Source organism: Leisingera sp. ANG-M7 (genome assembly GCF_000813965.1).
Lineage (GTDB): Bacteria > Pseudomonadota > Alphaproteobacteria > Rhodobacterales > Rhodobacteraceae > Leisingera.
This window is the reverse complement of record NZ_JWLI01000015.1, coordinates 19375-35490: the sequence shown is the minus strand read 5'-3', so window position 1 is coordinate 35490 and position 16116 is coordinate 19375. Positions and strand designations below refer to the sequence as shown.

Sequence of the window (16116 nt, the reverse complement as noted above, 5' to 3'; positions counted from 1 at the left end):
GCTGTGGGGCTGGGACGGGGCCGACCGGCTGGAGGGCGGTGCGGGCCATGACCTGCTGATGGGCGGCGCCGGGGCGGATGTGTTTGTCTTCGGGGCCGCGCATGGCCGGGACACGGTTGGCGACTTTTCCCCGGACACGGATTGGATCGATTTGCGGGCGCTGGATCTGAACGGCGGCTTTGCGGCGCTGCAGATCACCGGCACGGGGGGCGGCACGCTGATCGGCACGGGCAGCGGCTCGGTTTTCCTGCCGGGCGTAGAGCCCGGGCTGCTGGATGCGGATGACTTCCTGTTCTGACAGCATCCGGGGCTGGCGGGGGGCGTGCTGCATTTACTTCTTGTAATGTGTATTATGCTGAATTTTTATCGTCAGCCCGGCCTCTGCCGGGCCAAAACACCGGGCGGCAGCCTGAAACGCCGCGGATCGAGCGGCTGTTCTTGCAGGTGAAAGATTGATCATGGATAGTTTCGGGATAGCTGAACAATGTGTTTGGAGAGCGCTTAATGATTTATCCTGTTATTCTTTGCGGCGGTTCGGGAACACGGCTCTGGCCCAGCTCGCGGCGGGCTTTCCCGAAGCAGTTTGCCGCATTTGCAGGCAAACAGAGCTTGTTTCAAAGTGCGCTCTCCCGTCTCAGCGGCCCGGATTTCGATGCGCCGGTCTTTGTCACCAACGAGGACTTCCGCTTTCTGGTGGAGGAACAGGCAGATGCATTGGGGCTCCTGGACGGGCGCATCATCCTGGAGCCGGCCATGCGCAACACCGCCCCGGCGGTGCTGGCGGCGGCGCTGATCCTCAAGGATCAGCCCGAGGCGCTGATGCTGGTGGCGCCGTCGGATCACATGATCCGCGACACCGAAGGGTTTCTTGCCTCGGTGGCGGTGGCGGCCAAGGCGGCGCAGGAGGGCGCGCTGGTCACCTTCGGGGTTGCGCCGGACCGTCCCGAGACGGGCTTTGGCTACCTCAAGCTGGCGGCCCCGGCCGCCGCCGGGCAGGCGGTGCCGCTGTCCGGCTTCCTGGAAAAGCCGGACCGGGAGACAGCCGCCGGGCTGCTGGAGCAGGGCAACGTCCTGTGGAATGCCGGGATGTTCCTGTTCCGGGTCTGCGATATCCTCGAGGCCTACCGGCAGCATGCCCCGCATATGCTGGCGCTGTGCGATGCGGCGGTGGCGCAGGGGGAGGAAGATCTGGGGTTCTTCCGGCTTGGCGCCAGGCCTTACAAGGAGATCGGGGCGGTCTCGATCGACGATGCGGTCATCGGCAAGGCCGGGAATATCGTGACGGTGCCGCTGGCCTCTGACTGGTCCGACCTGGGCAGCTGGGATTCCCTGCACGCGATATCGGCAGAGGGGCCGGACCGCTTGGCGGAAATGGGCCCGGTGACCGCGATCGGCTGCGAGAATTCGCTGCTGCGGAGCGAAGAGGACAATATCCAGCTGGTTGGGCTGGGCCTGAAGAATATTGTTGCGGTGGCCATGCGGGATGCGGTTCTGGTCGCCGGCCTGGATCAGGCCCAGGACGTCAAGAAAGCCGTGGAGGTTCTGAAGGCAAACAGGGTGCCGCAGGCCGGGGAATATCCCCGGTTCCACCGGCCCTGGGGATGGTATGAAACCCTGTGTCTCGGGGAGCGGTTCCAGGTCAAGCGGATCATGGTCAAGCCGGGCGGAATCCTGAGCCTGCAAAGCCATATGCATCGTTCGGAGCATTGGATCGTCGTTGCCGGCACGGCGCAGGTGACCGTGGGCGAGACCGTCAAGCTGCTGACGGAGAACCAGTCGGTCTATGTGCCCCTGGGGGAGGTCCACCGGATGGAAAACACCGGCAAGGTCCCGATGTATCTGATCGAGGTGCAGACCGGCGCCTATCTGGGCGAAGACGACATCGTCCGCTATGAAGATGTCTATAACCGGGATTAGGGTCAGGACCCGTTCTTTCCGCCCCGTCGGCCGGGGCGTCCTGCGGGGCTGCGGCCGGGCTGCCCGGGGACGGGCTGCCGCATGTTGCAATCCCAATACAGGGGAGAACTAATCCCGTCGCGCGGAAGCTTTTCTGCGGTCCGCGGCGCGCAAACCGGTACACACTTCTTTGAAGAGCGGGACAGGCGGGGCAGATGCGCAGGCGGCACTTGCGGCGGGGCCAGCCGGGACCGCGGCGCACAGACAGAAGCAAGGTTGGGACACTGGTGAAACTGCATTTGGTCAATCGAAGCGTTCTGGCAGGCGCTGTTTCCGTATGCTGGATGCTGCCCGTTGCGGCCCAGGACAGCGGCACCGCAGCGGCGGCTCAGGGAAGCAGGCCGCAAGCCGCAGCCGGGGACAGCGGCACCGAGATGGTGTTCGGCTTCAGCCAGGGGCTGGAAGCAAACGACAACCTTGATCTTGACCCTGTCAGCCTCGGCAGCACGGTCTTTACCTCGACCGAGCTGTCTTTCGGGCTGACCAAGAGAACCCCGCTGGACCGCTTCGGGCTGCTTGCTTCGGGGGTGCTGCGGGGCGCCAGCGGGCCGGGAACGCAATCCGGGCTGGACGATCAGACCCTTGAGCTGAGCTACGGCCGCCTGGGCGCAGACGCGGAATTCAAGGCCGAGGCCGGCTACCGGCAGACAAATATCGAGTTTCTGGAGCCGCTTGACAACATTACCGATGAGGACGGCCAGATCGACCTGCCGCCGGATCTGGACAGGCTGGACGGCACCGGCAACCGGGAGCGCTATGCCGCGGGGGTTGCGCTGGAGCTTGGCCGCGAGGCGCCTGTCGGCGCGTCGTTCCGTGCCGATTACCTGGGTTTGCGCTATTCGGACACATCGGATGCGGATCTTTTTGACTCCGACCGCAGCGAGGCGGAGACGGAACTGCGCTTCCGCCTGTCGCCGGTGGCCGTCGCCCGCCTGGGGCTGGGCTACGGGCTGTATGAAGCGGAAGATGAAGAACAGACCCGGCGCGACACGTCGCGCGGCTATGCCGGGCTGAGCGTGGAGCTGAGCCCGGTGCTGCGGCTGGACGCAAATGCCGGCTATGCGGCGATCGATACCCGGGAATTCGGTGTCACCACGCGCAGCAGCGGCCTGGAAGCCCTGCTGCGGCTTGAGCGGGACATGCCCAACGGCACCGTGACGGCTGAAGCGGAACAGTATGTCACCGATGACGGCACCATCCGCACCCTGACGGCCGGCCGCAGCCTTGAACTGCCGGCCGGGACGCTGTCCGCCACGCTGGGGGCGGCGGATTCCGACCTCGGCCGGTCGGAGATCATCGGATCGCTGGCCTGGAGCCAGGACCTGCCCCGCGGCGGCATCAATGCGCAGCTGCGGCGCTGGGTGGATTTTGACGAAGACGACGGGAATGTGCTGAGAACCGCCCTTCTGCTCGACTACGTCCATGAAATCAACGGCCTCTCCAGTATCGGCCTCAAGGCGGGCTACACGGTCACCGATGAGGCCGGCGGCAGCACCGACCGGGCCAGTTTCACGGCGGAGTACAGTTACGCGCTGACGGAAGACTGGTCGCTGAAAACGGGGTACCGCTACCGCATGCGTGAAGAGCTTGCAGAGGCGCGGGCGCAGTCGCATGCGGTCTTTGTTTCGATCGGGCGGGATTTCAGAGTGAGGCGGTAACTGCCTCCGCGGCGGAACAGCGGTTGCGCGCGCCCTGCCCCGTCAGGCCCGCGTATCCGGGGCCGTAAGGCCGCAGCTCCTTCCGCCCTCCGCTTGCCAGGCCGCGAAACCGGAACATATTCAAGTTCTGGTGGCCGGGTGCTCTGACCGCTCAATCGGCAGGAGGGCACCGGCAGAGTGCGTGAAGCCCGCTGCGGCCGCTTGGCCCGGCGGCCGGGGAGGGACGAAACCGTGGGGGCAAACAGCGCGCCGCTGTCCGCAGTATCAGAGCCGCATCTTCCTTCGGGACCCGCAGGGCCGGGCCATCGGAAGAGGACGGAACAGGCGGGGCCGGTCCTGCTTTATGTGGCGTCTTTTCCCTATTCCGGTTCGACAATATTTTCCATTGCCTTGGGGAACAGCCCGGATGTCCTGAACATCGGAGAAGCCAACTATCTCGAAAATGACTGGCAGGACAAGAAACCGTGCTATTGCCGCAAGGCGCTTGCGGATTGCCCCTTCTGGAGCGGGGCGAAGAAACTGACAGAAGCCGGCCCCGGCGCCGCGGGCCCGTCGCTGCAGCTGGAAGACCATTCGGCCTTGCGGTTCCTGGACAGCCGGGACCTCCCCTTTCTCAAACGGTTGCTGGTCAGCTTAGGGGTCCCGCTGACGGCTGTTTTCCGGCAAGAGGATCTGCGTGATTACGCCAGCCGCACCGCGTCATTCGTCACCTCCCTGTCGCAGGCCTTCGGGGCCTGGGCAGTTGTCGATGCGTCAAAGAACATCCGGCGGCTTGAGGCCCTCCGGCTGTACTCAGATCTCGACATCAGGGTGATCGTGCTGAAGCGGCAGGCGCAGGATTTGCTGGCCTCCCGCCTGAAAAGGGCAAGGAGGCGCAATCCCAGGTATTCTCCCCTGTCGGCGCCGGTTTATCTGCTTTGGGTTTTGTATCACCGCTTCGCGATCCGGCGGCAGACGCGCAGGATGAGAAAGGAAGAGTACCTGGAGGTCACCTACGAAGAGCTGTGCGACACGCCGCAGGCATTGCAGCGCCGGATCGGGAACTGGCTCGGAACGCCTGTCGATTTCGGGATCCGCGGCGGAAATGTGATTGATACATCGGCATCCCATATTTTTACCGGGAATGTCCGGATCACAAAAAACGATGCGCCCGAAAAAGGCATCCGCCTGAAAAAGGAAACCTCATCTGCACCAAGTTTCAGCGCGCTTGAACGGATGGTTCTGGCGGTGTCCAGGCGCATAGAAATATAGGCCTGGCCCGGACCATGCGCCAGCCGCGGGCTGGCCGTTCAGCCCAGCCGTTCAGTCAGTGCGATCCTGTCCTGGGGTCTCCGCGGGCCGGGGGCTCGCCGCCGACATTGGAGCCGGAAAGGCTGAGCCCCGAGACCCCCATGAAGCGGAGTTCGCTGACTTTGCCGAGCAGGGAAATCCCCTCCCAGGTGATGTCGTAGCCGTCCTTGATCAGGAAGGCCCGCCCCGCCTGCGCTGTGGTGCTTTCGAAGATCGAGCTGCTGATGCGGATATCGTGCGGCATCGCCTGTGCGTTGCCTTCATTCAGAAGGCCGGTCCTGTCGACGGCGCTGATGACAATGCCATTGGGGCTGTTGATGAACTCGCAGTCTTCAATGCGGATATTCGTGTTCCACTTTTCGGGGTTGAAATCGGTGCTGTCGTGATAGGAGCTCTTGATATCGATGCCGCTGACGCCGTTGCCGCTGAAGACCGAATCCAGGACCGTGCCGTTGCGGAAGCCGCCGGCGGTATCCAGCCCGTCGCGGGCGTTGTTCTCAAAGACACTGCCGGTCACCGTCATGTCCGACGGGCCGTTGCCGGATTGGGAGCTTTCGGTCTTTATGCCGTCACCCAGCGAATTGCGGAAATGGCTGCCGGAAATTGTGGCGCCATCGCCTTGCACGACACGCAGCTGGTAGAAACCGCCGTCGAACAGGCTGCTTTCAACAGTCAGATTGTTGCCGCCCTGCACGTCGACATGCATCGACACATTGCCGGAGAAGGCACTGTCCTCGATCATGACGTTGTCGCCATCGACAACCAGCACCCGTTTCTTGTGGTAATCCTGGCCGGCAGCCGGAAGGATCCCATCATAGCTGGTCTTGGGCGCGTTCACCACGCCGAAGGTGACATTGTCCACCGTCACCCCATCGGAGAGGATGAACAGGGCGGAGGTGTCGGCGGGTGAAGCCGTGTGCACATCCAGGCCCGCGCCCGGGAGGGCGGTGAGGGTGAAATCCTTGGGCAGGCGCAGGTTCGAGCCAGAGATCTTGTAGGTGTGCTCAAGAACCAGCGTGCTGCCGGGCTTGAATGTCCTGTTCGAAAGCAGTTCCGCAAAGGCGCCGGAGATATCCTCATCCGCAGACCAGCCGAAGCCGGAGGAGTACCAGGGCGGCGGGCGGTATTCCTTGGCCCAAAAATCCACAGCCAGCACGCCGGAGACCAGCAGCAGAACCGCAAGGCCACTCACGCGAAGGAGTGTTTTAAAAGATATCAACTGCGGTTCCTTCCTCCCTCGCGGCAAAATGGTGCCAATTAACGATACTAAACAACGTAAAATGAGGCAATCTGGGCAGATAAGCGCCTCAAGGGGCTGAAAGGCAAGCGGTGTGAAGCGGCCTCAGGGGCCCGGGCCCGCGGTCCCGGACATGCCTCCCGCCGCTCAGGCCCGCAGGATATCCTCGAGCCGGGCCGCCAGCCGGGCGACATCATAATGCGTCCCGGCTCTCTTCCGCCCGTTTGCCCCGAACCGGCTCCTCAGCTCCGCGTCGCCTGCCAGGGTGTCGATGGCCTGCACCCAGTCGTCCGCGGACTGGCAGAGAAAGCCCGTTTGAGCGTCGATGACGGTTTCAGTGTTGGCGCCCACCCGGCTGGCCACAACCGGCAGGCCGCTGGCCATATACTCCAGGGCCTTGAAGGCGCATTTGTATTCGTTGAAGGGGTGGGGCAAGAGCGGGTAGAGGCCGATGTCGAAGGGGGCGATCGCATCGGCCACCGCGCCGGGATCCGACCATTGGATCTGGTCGATGAAGTCGATTTCCACCCCCTCGATAGATCCGAAAGCCCGGTACAGCTCCGGCACCCCGCAGGCGCCCACGATCCGGAAGGTGACAGGCCGCCGGGCGCCGGTAAGCTGCAGGGGTTTCTGCAGGATCCGGATCAGGTCATCGGCGTAATGCGCGCCGTTGCCGATCCACCCCAGGCAGAGCCTTTTGCCGGGTTTGTGGGATTTGACGCGGTAGTTTGCGGGCAGAATGCCGGAGGGGAGCAGGTGAACGGCGCGCTGGTGCTGCCGGGCGAGCCTGGCCAGCGCCTGACTGCCTGCCAGCACGCCGCAGGACAGGGCCATCATCCTGTTTGCCCGCTGCAGTGTTGCGGTGGCCTGTGTGCGGCTTGGCGCATCATCGATGTCAAAGAGCACTGTCTTGCCCAGCAGCCGCAGCAGGCGGGCGGCAAGCAGGTCATAGCGCCCGTATTTCTTCTGGAAGATAACAGCATCGGCCTGCCGGGCGGCCGCCAGCAGGGACAGATACTGCAAACGGTGCTCCGTGTGCCGGATCTGCACCGAATGGCCCCGGGCCTTCAGCGCTTCGGCGACCCAGTAGCCCCTGACCCGTGAACTGGCCTTGTCCCGCCGCCCGAGAAGGACCCACAGAATGGTCATGGCGGGGGCCGGCGCCCCGGGCGGCGCATCCGGGTCCATCAGCCGGTCAGCCATGCGCACCCCCCGGGGCGGGCAGCAGGCTCTGATACAGCGCGGCATAGCCCTGGCGCATTGCGGGCAGGGAATACCGCTGCACCGCCTGATCCCGGGCCGCCTGCCCCAGCCGCTCCCGCAAGGCGCCATCCGCGATCAGGCGCGCCATGGCCCGGGACAGCCCGGCGGTGCTGCCATCGGGAACCAGCAGGCCGGTTTCCCCGTCCGCCACGATTTCGGCCGGTCCCATGGTGCCTGCGGCGATGGCCGGCTTGCCGCAGGCCATCGCCTCGGCAACGGCCAGGCCAAAGGCTTCATCCAGCGCCGCATGCACGAAGATGTCGGCAACGGCCAGCCAGGCGGCCACATCGTCCCGCCGGCCCGGCAGGATGACTTTGCCGTCCAGGCCGCAGGAGGCCGCCAGCTGTTCCAGCCGGCGCCTCTCGCTGCCGTCGCCAAGGAGGACCAGCCGGGCAGTGCCGGGCCGGCCGGGGATGTCCGCAAAGGCCCTGATGGTGCTGTCATGGCGTTTGCGCGCCACCAGGGAGCCGGCGGAGATCAGCACAATCCAGTTGTCCTCCAGGCCAAGTTGCCTGCGCCGCGCAGACCGGCTGCCGTCAGGGCACGGGGTGAACGTGCCGGCGTCGATTCCGTTCCAGATAATCGAGATGCGGCTGTCCGGAACCCCCCAGCGGCTCTGTATATAGCGTTTTGAGGTCCGGCTCACGGCAGCCCAGCGGTCAATCCACCAGGTTCTTCCGGTCAGGATGTTGCGCAGCCGGGTCAGGGGCCGCGGCCATTTCGGCGCGCCGCCTGCAAGTGTTCCGAAATGCTGGGTGCGCACGATCCGGAAGCCTGACAACCGTGCCAGGATCAAAATCCAGGCCGATTTGCGGCTGTGGACATGCAGCAGCCTGAAGCCGTCCCGCCTGGCCGCAAACAGGGCCCGCAAAAGCGCCGCAGGCGACGCGGCCAGGGTGACCGCCCCCTGGCTGATCATCCCGGAAAAGCGCGCATCCGGGGCGTTCCGGCCGGTGAAGATGCCGCGGCACCCGGCCGTCTCTGCGGTCATCAGATCATAAACGATCTGGGTCACGCCGACGCCAGGGCGGGCATTGTCCACGATGTGGCAGACTTTGATCACTGCAGGCTGCCGGGCTGGCTAGCTGTAATAGCCCGCGTAGTGCTGTTTGTAGATGAACTCATTGTCCGCATATCTCCGGGCTTTGGATTGAGACACCAGGCTCAGCACGCAGCCGGCCACAGGGCCGTTCACAGAGCGCAGCTCGTGCAGGCCTTCGCGGACGGCGTTCTTGGACGTGCGGTTCCAATGCACCAGGTAGACAATGGAATCTGCCATCCTGGCCAGAAGCCGGGCATCCGCCGCCACCAGCACCGGCGGCGCATCAAGGATGATCAGTTTGTACCGTTCGCGCAGGGTGGCGATCATCGCGGTGAACCGGGGCGAGGTCAGGATGTCTGCCGGGCTTTCGTGGAAGTCCTCCTTCTTGCCGGCCGCCAGGATATGCAGCCCGGACTCCGGGTGCACTGCCAGCGCCTCTTCCAGGCTGCAGTCATTGCGCAGGTAACTGATCAGCCCGGTGCTCTGCTTGGAGGCGATCAGCCGCGGAAATTTCGAATAGATCCGGGCATTGGAGGCATCGCGCAGGTCGCAGCTGACAAGAATGGTATCGTGTTCCGTATGCTGGCTGGCCAGGGCGGTCAGAAACGAGGTGACGCTTTTGCCTTCACCGGGCACCGAGGAGGTCAGCATGACCACCTGCGGCTGCTTGTCCGAAGCGCCGTAAAGCAGGCTTGTCCGCAGGTTGCGTATGCTTTCCGCAAGCAGGCACTTCGGGCGCGTCACGAATTCCCGGGCGCGTTTCTGCAGGCTTTTGCGCCGGCCGGTCAGCGGCAGCGACGTCAGAATGGGGTAATGGGTGGCCTCCGCCAGGTCGCGCGGATCCCGCACCGAATTGTTCATCCGCTCCCGCAGCAGCAGGAACATCGCGCAGAGAAACAGGGCGCCGCCGCTGGCCGCAAGCAGGATGCGGTTGCTGGCCTGCCGGTCCGGGTGCGACGGCGGCTCGGCCCGGGACAGGATGCGGGCGTCGGCCGACTGCAGGTTGGCCTGTTCCGAGATTTCCTTCTGGCGCACCACGAATGTCTGCAGCAATGTCTGATTGGCGAGCACCTCGCGCTCGAGGCGGGAGACGAAGAGCTCGTCTGCGGTCCGCTCGATCGAGGTGATTTCCAGTTCCCGGACCATCTGCTGCAGCTGCTGCTCCCGCTGTTCCAGCGAGGCGACCTCGAATTCAAGCGCGGCGACGATATAGGCCGCCTCCTCGCGGATGCTCTGCTGCGCCTGCTGGAGCAAGGCGGCGCTGCGCACGCTGGACGGTGTCACCACACTGCCGCTGATGGCGCGCTCCTGGGCAATGGTTTCCCGGATTTCGATCTCCCGCCTGCGGAAGTCGGTGATCAGTTCGGACTCGCGGAATTCCGTGACACTCCACAGATCGGTTCCTTCCGCCAGCGCGGCTGCAGCCCGGTTGAAGCGGGCGCGGGAGTCGGAGAGGCGCAGCCGGATAGCCGCCAGTTCCTGATTGTGCGCAGCGAGCTGAACGCCGGTCATTTCCGCGCTCTGCGCCCGCCGCCGGGCCAGGTCCAGGCGGGTTTGCTCCAGGTTCCGCTCGGATTCCACGACGCTTTGCCTGAGTTCCTTGATGCGGTTGTTGACAAGGTCGATGGCGGCAAGCACGTCCTGGTTTTTCGACACTTTCTGAAAGGCGAGATATTCCTCGCTGATCGTGTTGGCGATCAGGGCCGCCTTTTGCGGGTCCGACGAGCTGTAGAACAGCTCGATCACCCCGGACCCGCTGATCACCTGGATTGCAAGATTGTCCCGCAGGTGGCTGATTGCATCCCGCGCCGCCAGCTGCTGCGCTTCCTCCTCGGTCTGGACAGGCGCCGGGTCTGCGGCGGCCTCCGGCTGCGCGGCAAGCCCGAGCCGCGCCATCTGGCGGGCAACCGGCTCCGGCGCCGTTTCCTGCAGCCAGGCCGCGGCGGCGGTCCAAAGCCCGCCGGCTCCGGCGGCCCCGCTGCTGTCCTCCAGGACCGTCTCTTCCCCAAGCGTGCTGACAATATTGCCCAGCAGGGTGGTGGAATTGAGGATCTCAACCTGGTTGCCGAGGCCGGCGCCGGTATCCGGCTCCACGAGCACCTCTGAGATATCGACGATTTGCAGGCGCTCGGGCTCGTACAGGATGCTGGTCACCGCCCGGTAGACCGGCTCCTGCTGGCTGACATGCGCAAACCCGGCCAGGAAGCCGGCTCCGGCAAAGGCCGCCAGAAGCAGCTTTCCGCGCCAGAGGGCAAGCGCCATCTTGCGTGTGTCCAGCGTATGGTCGGCCTCGCCGTCCCGCGGCAGGCTGTATATTTCGTATTCTGGCAAGGCTTCCCTGGACTGGCCATGACCCCCGAACTCTGACCGTCTTGCATACATGCACCAAAACCCCTTAACCCAAATCACACTTGGCGGCTTTGCGCGCGCTCCATAGCTCCCCTAGAGCGCGGTAAATGCCGTCCCCTCATAAGTATGTGGCAAAGCCGGCGGATTCCAAGCCCGGGCAAGACAGGCCGCCGCGCCGGGGCTGCCGCCAGCGCTTGCCAGGGTCCCGGCGCGGCGGCTCAGAGCAGGCCCGGGCGGTTCTGCACGCCTGCGATTTCCGAGACCGCCTCGGTGTAGGCGCGGATCACAATCTTCTCGTCGAACTGCCGCTCGGCAAGCGCCCGGCCGGCGGTGCCCATCTGCTGCAGCCTGTCCTGCGGCGCCCCGGCAATGCGCAGCATCGCCTGCCCAAGGCCCTGGCTGTCGCGCGGCGCCACCAGAAAGCCGCTTTCCCCGTCAATCACCGCGGTGCGGCAGCCTGCCGTATCTGTCGTGATGACCGGCCGCCCGCAGGCCCCGGCTTCCAGGAGCGCGCGCGGTGTCCCCTCGCGGTAGTAGCTGGGCATGACCACGCAGGTTGCCTGCCCGAGAACCGGGCGGATGTCGCGCTGGCGGCCGAGGTACTCGATGATCCCCTCCGCCTGCCATTGCGCCAGCACCGCCTCGGGGACCGCAGCCCGGCCCGGCGCTTCCAGGCCGCCGGCCAGCCTGAACACGGCCTTGGGGAAGGTCTTGCGCACCAGCCGCGCGGCCTCGGCGTATTCCCCGATGCCTTTCTCCCAGAGCAGCCGGGCAACAAGCAGGAACACGGGCGCCTCCGGGCGCGCGGGCACCGGGGAGGCGGTGAAGCGTGCCAGATCCACCCCGGACCCGGGCAGCAGCCGTGCGGTTTCAGAGGCAACCAGCCCGGCGCGCAGAAACGCTTCCTGGTCTTCAAGGTTCTGAAAAAAGACGGTCGGCGCCGCCCGGAAGGCATGGCGGTAGGCGCGGGCCGCGACAGCGGCCCAGGGCCCCTTGTCTGAGAACACAGAGCCCAAACCGGTCACATTCGGAATGATCGGCGTCCTGGTCAGGCGCGCCGCCAGCCCGGCATAGAGGTTGTTCTTGATCGTATAGCTGAGGATGGCGTCCGGCCGCAAAGTGCGGATATGCCCGATCATGGCCCTGAGGCAGCGGGCCTCCTGCACCGGCGAGGTGCCGCGGCGGTTCATCTTCAGCTCCACATAGCCGCAGCCGATGCCGCTGAGGATGGCATCGGTGTACTCGTCCCGCGGGGCCAGGACGGTGATCTCGTGGCCGGCCGCCATCAGCGCCCTCAGCAGGCCGGAGCGGAAGTTCACCACGTTGAAGGAGGAGTTGACGGTGACAACAAGCTTCATGGGACTGCGCAGGTCATGATGCGGCATCACTGTAAATCCCGGCCATGGTGCGGGCGCAGCCTGCCCAGCTGAATTGCCGGGCGCGGCGCCTGCCCTGCGCAGACATGCGGGCGCGCAGCTCTCCGGAACGGCACACCTGCAGGATGGCGGCGGCCAGGGCGTCCGGGTCCGAGGCATCGCACAGGCATCCGGCCGGGCCCGCCACTTCGGGCAGCGAGGTCCGGTCCGAGGCGACAACCGGGGTGCCGCTGGCCATGGCTTCCAGAACCGGCAGGCCGAAGCCTTCGAACAGCGACGGGTGAACATAAAGATCAGCCGCCTGGTACAGCGCCCGCAGCTCCGGGTCGGACACATAGCCAAGGCTGTGCACGCGGTTGCGCAGCGCCGGTGCGGCAAGCGCCCGGGCAATTTCCCCGCTGTCCCAGCCTGCGCCGCCGGCCAGCACCAGATGGTGCGGGATGCTGTCTGCCAGAGCAGTCATGGCCTGCAGCAGGCCGGCCAGGTTCTTGCGCGGGCTGGCCGCCCCTGCGGAGAGTATGAAGGGCACGCCGGATGGCAGGGCAAACCGCTGCAGCAGCACCGGATCCGCCGGGGTGAAGAAATTCTCCGACACGCCTTCCAGCACCACGCGCAGACGGGACTCAACCCCCGGGCCTACATACTCCCGGACGGTATCGGCGGTGTATTGCGACACGCAGGTGATGATATCTGCCTGCCGCACCGCCTGGTCGAGGCTGCGCTTCATGACCCAGGGGCGGGTGTTGCGGAAGTATTCCGGATGGATCAGGGGGCCGAGATCGTGAATTGTCACCACCAGGGGCTTCCGGGTGGCCACCGGGTAGCCGAGGGACACAGCGTGGACCACGTCGACCGGCGCGTCCAGGCAGGCCTCAAGGGACGGGCGCCCGAGAAACGTCCAGAGCAGCGAGGTGCCGCGGCGGCCCAGCCCTGTGAGCTTCAGCCCGGTCTCCTGCTGGCGCGCGGCCAGCGCCGCCGGTTCCAGCCCCGACCATCCGGCAACGGGGATGATTTCAGGACCGCCAACGCCCCGCAGCGCCTGCAGCAGCTCGCGGGCGTAGCGGGCCAGCCCGTGCCCCTGCCGGTCGCCGAACTGATTGGCGAAACAGGCAACCCGCAGCCCCTGCCCGGGAACCATGCCTGCGCGTTCAATGGTTGCGGATTGCAAGAAAGGTCCTCCCGAATACGCTGTTCCAGCGGCGCCTGAGCCGTCCGCGGGCCCCGGCGGGCAGACAGGCGCCCAGCAGGGCGGCCCAGGAATCCGCTGCAAACGGCCACAGCGCGATCGCAAGCAGATAGTGGCCGATGGCGGTCCCGCGCCTGCCCAGGTAATGGAACTGCACCCGCCCTGTGCGGCGGTGAAACCCTGCCCGGGCCGCCAGCGGCAGCCACCAGGCGCGGCGCCGCCGCAGCGCCGCATATTTGGCCAGGATCCGCTTGTGCGCGCGCAGCTCCCGCGCCGGGTCGGTAACGGTCCGCGGCCCTGAATGGTGGCGCAGATCCACCAGAACCTCCGGAACGCAGCCGATGGGGGCCAGCCGGGCAAGGCGTATCCACATGTCCCAGTCCTGCCGGGCGGCCAGATCAAGATCAAACTTGCCGGCCTCGATCAGCAGCTGCCGGCGGACGATATAGGCCGAGGTCGGTGCGGTCACATCGCGGACCAGCAAGGCGTTCAGCAGATCGCCCTCCGGGAAGGCATGATGCGGCTGCGCGATCACCCGGCCGTTTTCGGCATCGGTTTCCCGCAAACCGCAGTAGACCGCCCCGAAGTCCGGGCGCTCTGCCAGCCGCGCCATCTGCTTTGCGATCTTTTGCGGATGCCAGAGGTCGTCGCTGTCGAGGAAGGCAACGAACTGGCCGCGGGCCCTGTCTATGCCGCGGTTGCGGGCCGCATTGCCGCCCGCATTCGCCTGTTTTTCATACACCACCGGCAGCGGCACCGTCTTTGCCCAGGCGCTGACCCGCGCCGCGGTGTCATCCGCCGAGCCGTCGTCGATGACGATGATTTCCAGGCCGCGGAAGCTCTGCGCCTGGACGCTGTCCAGCGCCTCGCAAATCAGGTGGCCCCGGTTGTAGGTGGGCACAACCACCGAAACCTGTGGCGGCGCATCAGCCATTGCGGTCCGCCGCGGCCCAGGACACCTGCCGCTCCAGCTCTGCGCGCGAAATGCGGTTCTGCCGGTCCCAGACCAGCGCATAGGTGCGGAACACGGCAGTGGCCGAATGCAGCGCCGAAATCAGCCCCGGGGTGCCATCGAGAAACCCCTTCTTGTAAAAATACTTCTTCAGGAATTCCTTGGCCGGCGCCCAAAGGATCTGCCAGCCGCGGATCTGCCGTTTGCTCTGTTCGACGTGCTTGACGGTCTCCTCCAGATAGGTCGAGCTTTTCTTCAGGCGCTTTTCAAAATTATGCTCATTGAAGTGGATCATCCTGCCGCTGAGCTGGCCGACCCGCTCAGCGGGCGCATCCAGGTGGCAGGTCTCGTGGAACATGCCGCCGAAGCGGAACAAATCACGCCGGGCCAGGTGGATCAGGTTCCAGTCCTGCCAGCCGCCGCCATGCATCGGCCGGTGCATGAAATGGTTGAGGCGCCGGAAGCGGTAGCCATCCATCTGCTCATCTTTGATGGCGTTCCGGATTTCGCGGGCCAGCTCGCGGGAGACGCGTTCATCGATATCCATATGCAGCAGCCAGTCGCTGGCCGCGGCGTCGATGCCCTTGTTGCGCTGGTCGCTGTAATATTCGCCGGGCTGGCGCGGCGAGCGGAGAAAGCGGACAGTGCCGCCGGCCGCCGCGCAGATCTCCTCGGTGCGGTCGCTCGATCCGTCGTCCACAATGATGATTTCATCGACCCAGCCGAGCAGGTTGGCCAGGAAACCGGGCAGATCCTCTTCCTCGTTGTAGCTGATGGCCACAACGCCCAGGGTGGCGGAGGGGCGTTCAAACGGGCTCATCGGGCGGCCCCGGCCATGCCGCTGCCTGGTTTTGACAAGAGGCCGTCGAAATAGTCGATTGTCTTGCCCAGCCCTTCTTCCAGCGCAACCGCAGGCGCCCAGTCCAGCTCGCGCTTGGCCAGGGAAATATCCGGGCGGCGCTGCATCGGGTCATCCTGCGGCAGCGGCCGGTAGACGATCTCGGACTGCGAGCCGGTCATCTCCACCACCCGTTCCGCCAGTTCGCGGATGGTGATCTCGACCGGGTTGCCCAGGTTCATCGGCCCGTGGCAGCCGGGTCCGGCCGCCATGAAGCGGACAAGCGCGTCAACCAGGTCGCTGACATAGCAGAATGACCGGGTCTGCATGCCGTCGCCGAACAGCGTGATCGGCTCGCCTTTCAGCGCCTGCACGATGAAATTCGACACCACGCGCCCGTCATTGGGATGCATTCTGGGTCCGTAGGTGTTGAAGATGCGCGCCACTTTGACGTCCAGCCCGGTCTGCCGGTGATAATCGAAGAACAGCGTCTCCGCACAGCGCTTGCCCTCGTCGTAGCAGGACCGCGGGCCGATCGGGTTGACATTGCCCCAGTAGTCTTCGCGCTGCGGGTTCACCTTGGGATCGCCGTAGACTTCGCTGGTGGAGGCCTGCAGGATCGGGCACTTGAGCCGCTTGGCCAGCCCCAGCAGGTTGATGGCGCCATGCACGCTGGTCTTCGTGGTCTGGATCGGGTCGTGCTGGTAGTGGACCGGCGAGGCCGGGCAGGCGAGATTGAAGATCGCGTCCACCTCGACATAGAGCGGGAAGGTGACGTCGTGGCGTATCAGCTCGAAATGGACGTTGTTCTTCAGGTGGTAGATGTTGGGTTTTGTTCCCGTGTAAAAATTGTCGACGCACAAGACGTCGGTGCCGTCCGCGATCAGCCGGTCGATCAAATGAGAGCCGATAAAACCTGCGCCGCCTGTCACCAATACCTGTTTGTTAATACTCATTATGACTCCACGC

At 65.2% G+C, this 16116-nt stretch carries 13 protein-coding genes; 4 read left to right on the top strand and 9 right to left on the bottom strand.

What is annotated here, in order from left to right; all coding sequences use genetic code 11:
• The 4 genes from RA26_RS23005 to RA26_RS16660 all read left to right on the top strand — a co-directional run.
• Positions 1–298: M10 family metallopeptidase C-terminal domain-containing protein (locus RA26_RS23005; RefSeq protein ID WP_039185520.1), on the top strand; the 298-nt coding region annotated here is incomplete at its 5' end.
• Between the two features lie 206 nt (positions 299–504).
• Positions 505–1917 carry a mannose-1-phosphate guanylyltransferase/mannose-6-phosphate isomerase gene (locus RA26_RS16670; protein ID WP_039185518.1) on the top strand — a complete coding sequence of 471 codons (1413 nt, stop codon included), beginning with the start codon at positions 505–507 and terminating at the stop codon, positions 1915–1917.
• Between the two features lie 323 nt (positions 1918–2240).
• Entirely contained in the window at positions 2241–3614 is a 1374-nt protein-coding gene (locus tag RA26_RS16665; RefSeq protein ID WP_039185517.1) for a hypothetical protein, read from the top strand.
• Positions 3615–3815: 201 nt separating this feature from the next.
• On the top strand, positions 3816–4865 hold the full coding sequence (locus tag RA26_RS16660) for a sulfotransferase (RefSeq protein WP_206540441.1): 1050 nt from the start codon (positions 3816–3818) through the stop codon (positions 4863–4865).
• 55 nt (positions 4866–4920) lie between these two features.
• On the opposite strand, the gene RA26_RS16655 is transcribed toward RA26_RS16660, so the two are convergent.
• From RA26_RS16655 to RA26_RS16615, 9 genes are all read right to left on the bottom strand, one after another.
• Positions 4921–6096, bottom strand: a complete 1176-nt coding sequence (locus RA26_RS16655; RefSeq protein ID WP_039185513.1) for a right-handed parallel beta-helix repeat-containing protein — start codon at positions 6094–6096, stop codon at positions 4921–4923.
• A gap of 192 nt (positions 6097–6288) precedes the next feature.
• Positions 6289–7344: a glycosyltransferase family 4 protein gene (locus RA26_RS16650; RefSeq protein WP_039185512.1), complete on the bottom strand. Its 1056-nt coding sequence runs from the start codon at positions 7342–7344 to the stop codon at positions 6289–6291.
• Positions 7337–8446, bottom strand: a complete 1110-nt coding sequence (locus RA26_RS16645; protein ID WP_152612649.1) for a glycosyltransferase family 4 protein — start codon at positions 8444–8446, stop codon at positions 7337–7339. The genes RA26_RS16650 and RA26_RS16645 overlap by 8 nt, the downstream gene beginning before the upstream one ends.
• 39 nt (positions 8447–8485) lie before the next feature.
• A complete protein-coding gene (locus RA26_RS16640; protein WP_039185508.1) occupies positions 8486–10777 on the bottom strand; it encodes a hypothetical protein in 2292 nt (763 codons plus the stop codon).
• A gap of 236 nt (positions 10778–11013) precedes the next feature.
• Positions 11014–12153 (bottom strand): glycosyltransferase family 4 protein, encoded by a 1140-nt coding sequence (locus RA26_RS16635; protein ID WP_082015862.1) that lies wholly within the window; start codon positions 12151–12153, stop codon positions 11014–11016.
• A 13-nt stretch (positions 12154–12166) separates the two neighbouring features.
• Positions 12167–13339: a glycosyltransferase family 4 protein gene (locus RA26_RS16630; RefSeq protein ID WP_052272462.1), complete on the bottom strand. Its 1173-nt coding sequence runs from the start codon at positions 13337–13339 to the stop codon at positions 12167–12169.
• Positions 13320–14291, bottom strand: coding sequence for a glycosyltransferase family 2 protein (locus RA26_RS16625; RefSeq protein WP_052272461.1), 972 nt, complete (start codon positions 14289–14291; stop codon positions 13320–13322). The genes RA26_RS16630 and RA26_RS16625 overlap by 20 nt, the downstream gene beginning before the upstream one ends.
• Entirely contained in the window at positions 14284–15129 is an 846-nt protein-coding gene (locus tag RA26_RS16620) for a glycosyltransferase family 2 protein (protein ID WP_039185504.1), read from the bottom strand. The genes RA26_RS16625 and RA26_RS16620 overlap by 8 nt, the downstream gene beginning before the upstream one ends.
• The gene (locus RA26_RS16615; protein WP_039185502.1) at positions 15126–16103 is read right to left on the bottom strand and encodes a UDP-glucuronic acid decarboxylase family protein; all 978 of its coding nucleotides are present in this window, start codon (positions 16101–16103) and stop codon (positions 15126–15128) included. Before RA26_RS16615 ends, RA26_RS16620 begins: the two co-directional genes overlap by 4 nt.
• Between the last annotated feature and the right edge of the window lie 13 nt (positions 16104–16116).

What these genes read in the sequence shown, in the direction of transcription:
- RA26_RS16650 (WP_039185512.1), bottom strand. Translation starts at nt 7,344, where the DNA reads ATGGCTGACCGGCTGATGGACCCGGATGCGCCGCCCGGGGCGCCGGCC.
- RA26_RS16625 (WP_052272461.1), bottom strand. Translation starts at nt 14,291, where the DNA reads ATGGCTGATGCGCCGCCACAGGTTTCGGTGGTTGTGCCCACCTACAAC.
- RA26_RS16670 (WP_039185518.1), top strand. Translation starts at nt 505, where the DNA reads ATGATTTATCCTGTTATTCTTTGCGGCGGTTCGGGAACACGGCTCTGG.
- RA26_RS16615 (WP_039185502.1), bottom strand. Translation starts at nt 16,103, where the DNA reads ATGAGTATTAACAAACAGGTATTGGTGACAGGCGGCGCAGGTTTTATC.
- RA26_RS16665 (WP_039185517.1), top strand. Translation starts at nt 2,241, where the DNA reads ATGCTGCCCGTTGCGGCCCAGGACAGCGGCACCGCAGCGGCGGCTCAG.
- RA26_RS16620 (WP_039185504.1), bottom strand. Translation starts at nt 15,129, where the DNA reads ATGAGCCCGTTTGAACGCCCCTCCGCCACCCTGGGCGTTGTGGCCATC.
- RA26_RS16635 (WP_082015862.1), bottom strand. Translation starts at nt 12,153, where the DNA reads ATGAAGCTTGTTGTCACCGTCAACTCCTCCTTCAACGTGGTGAACTTC.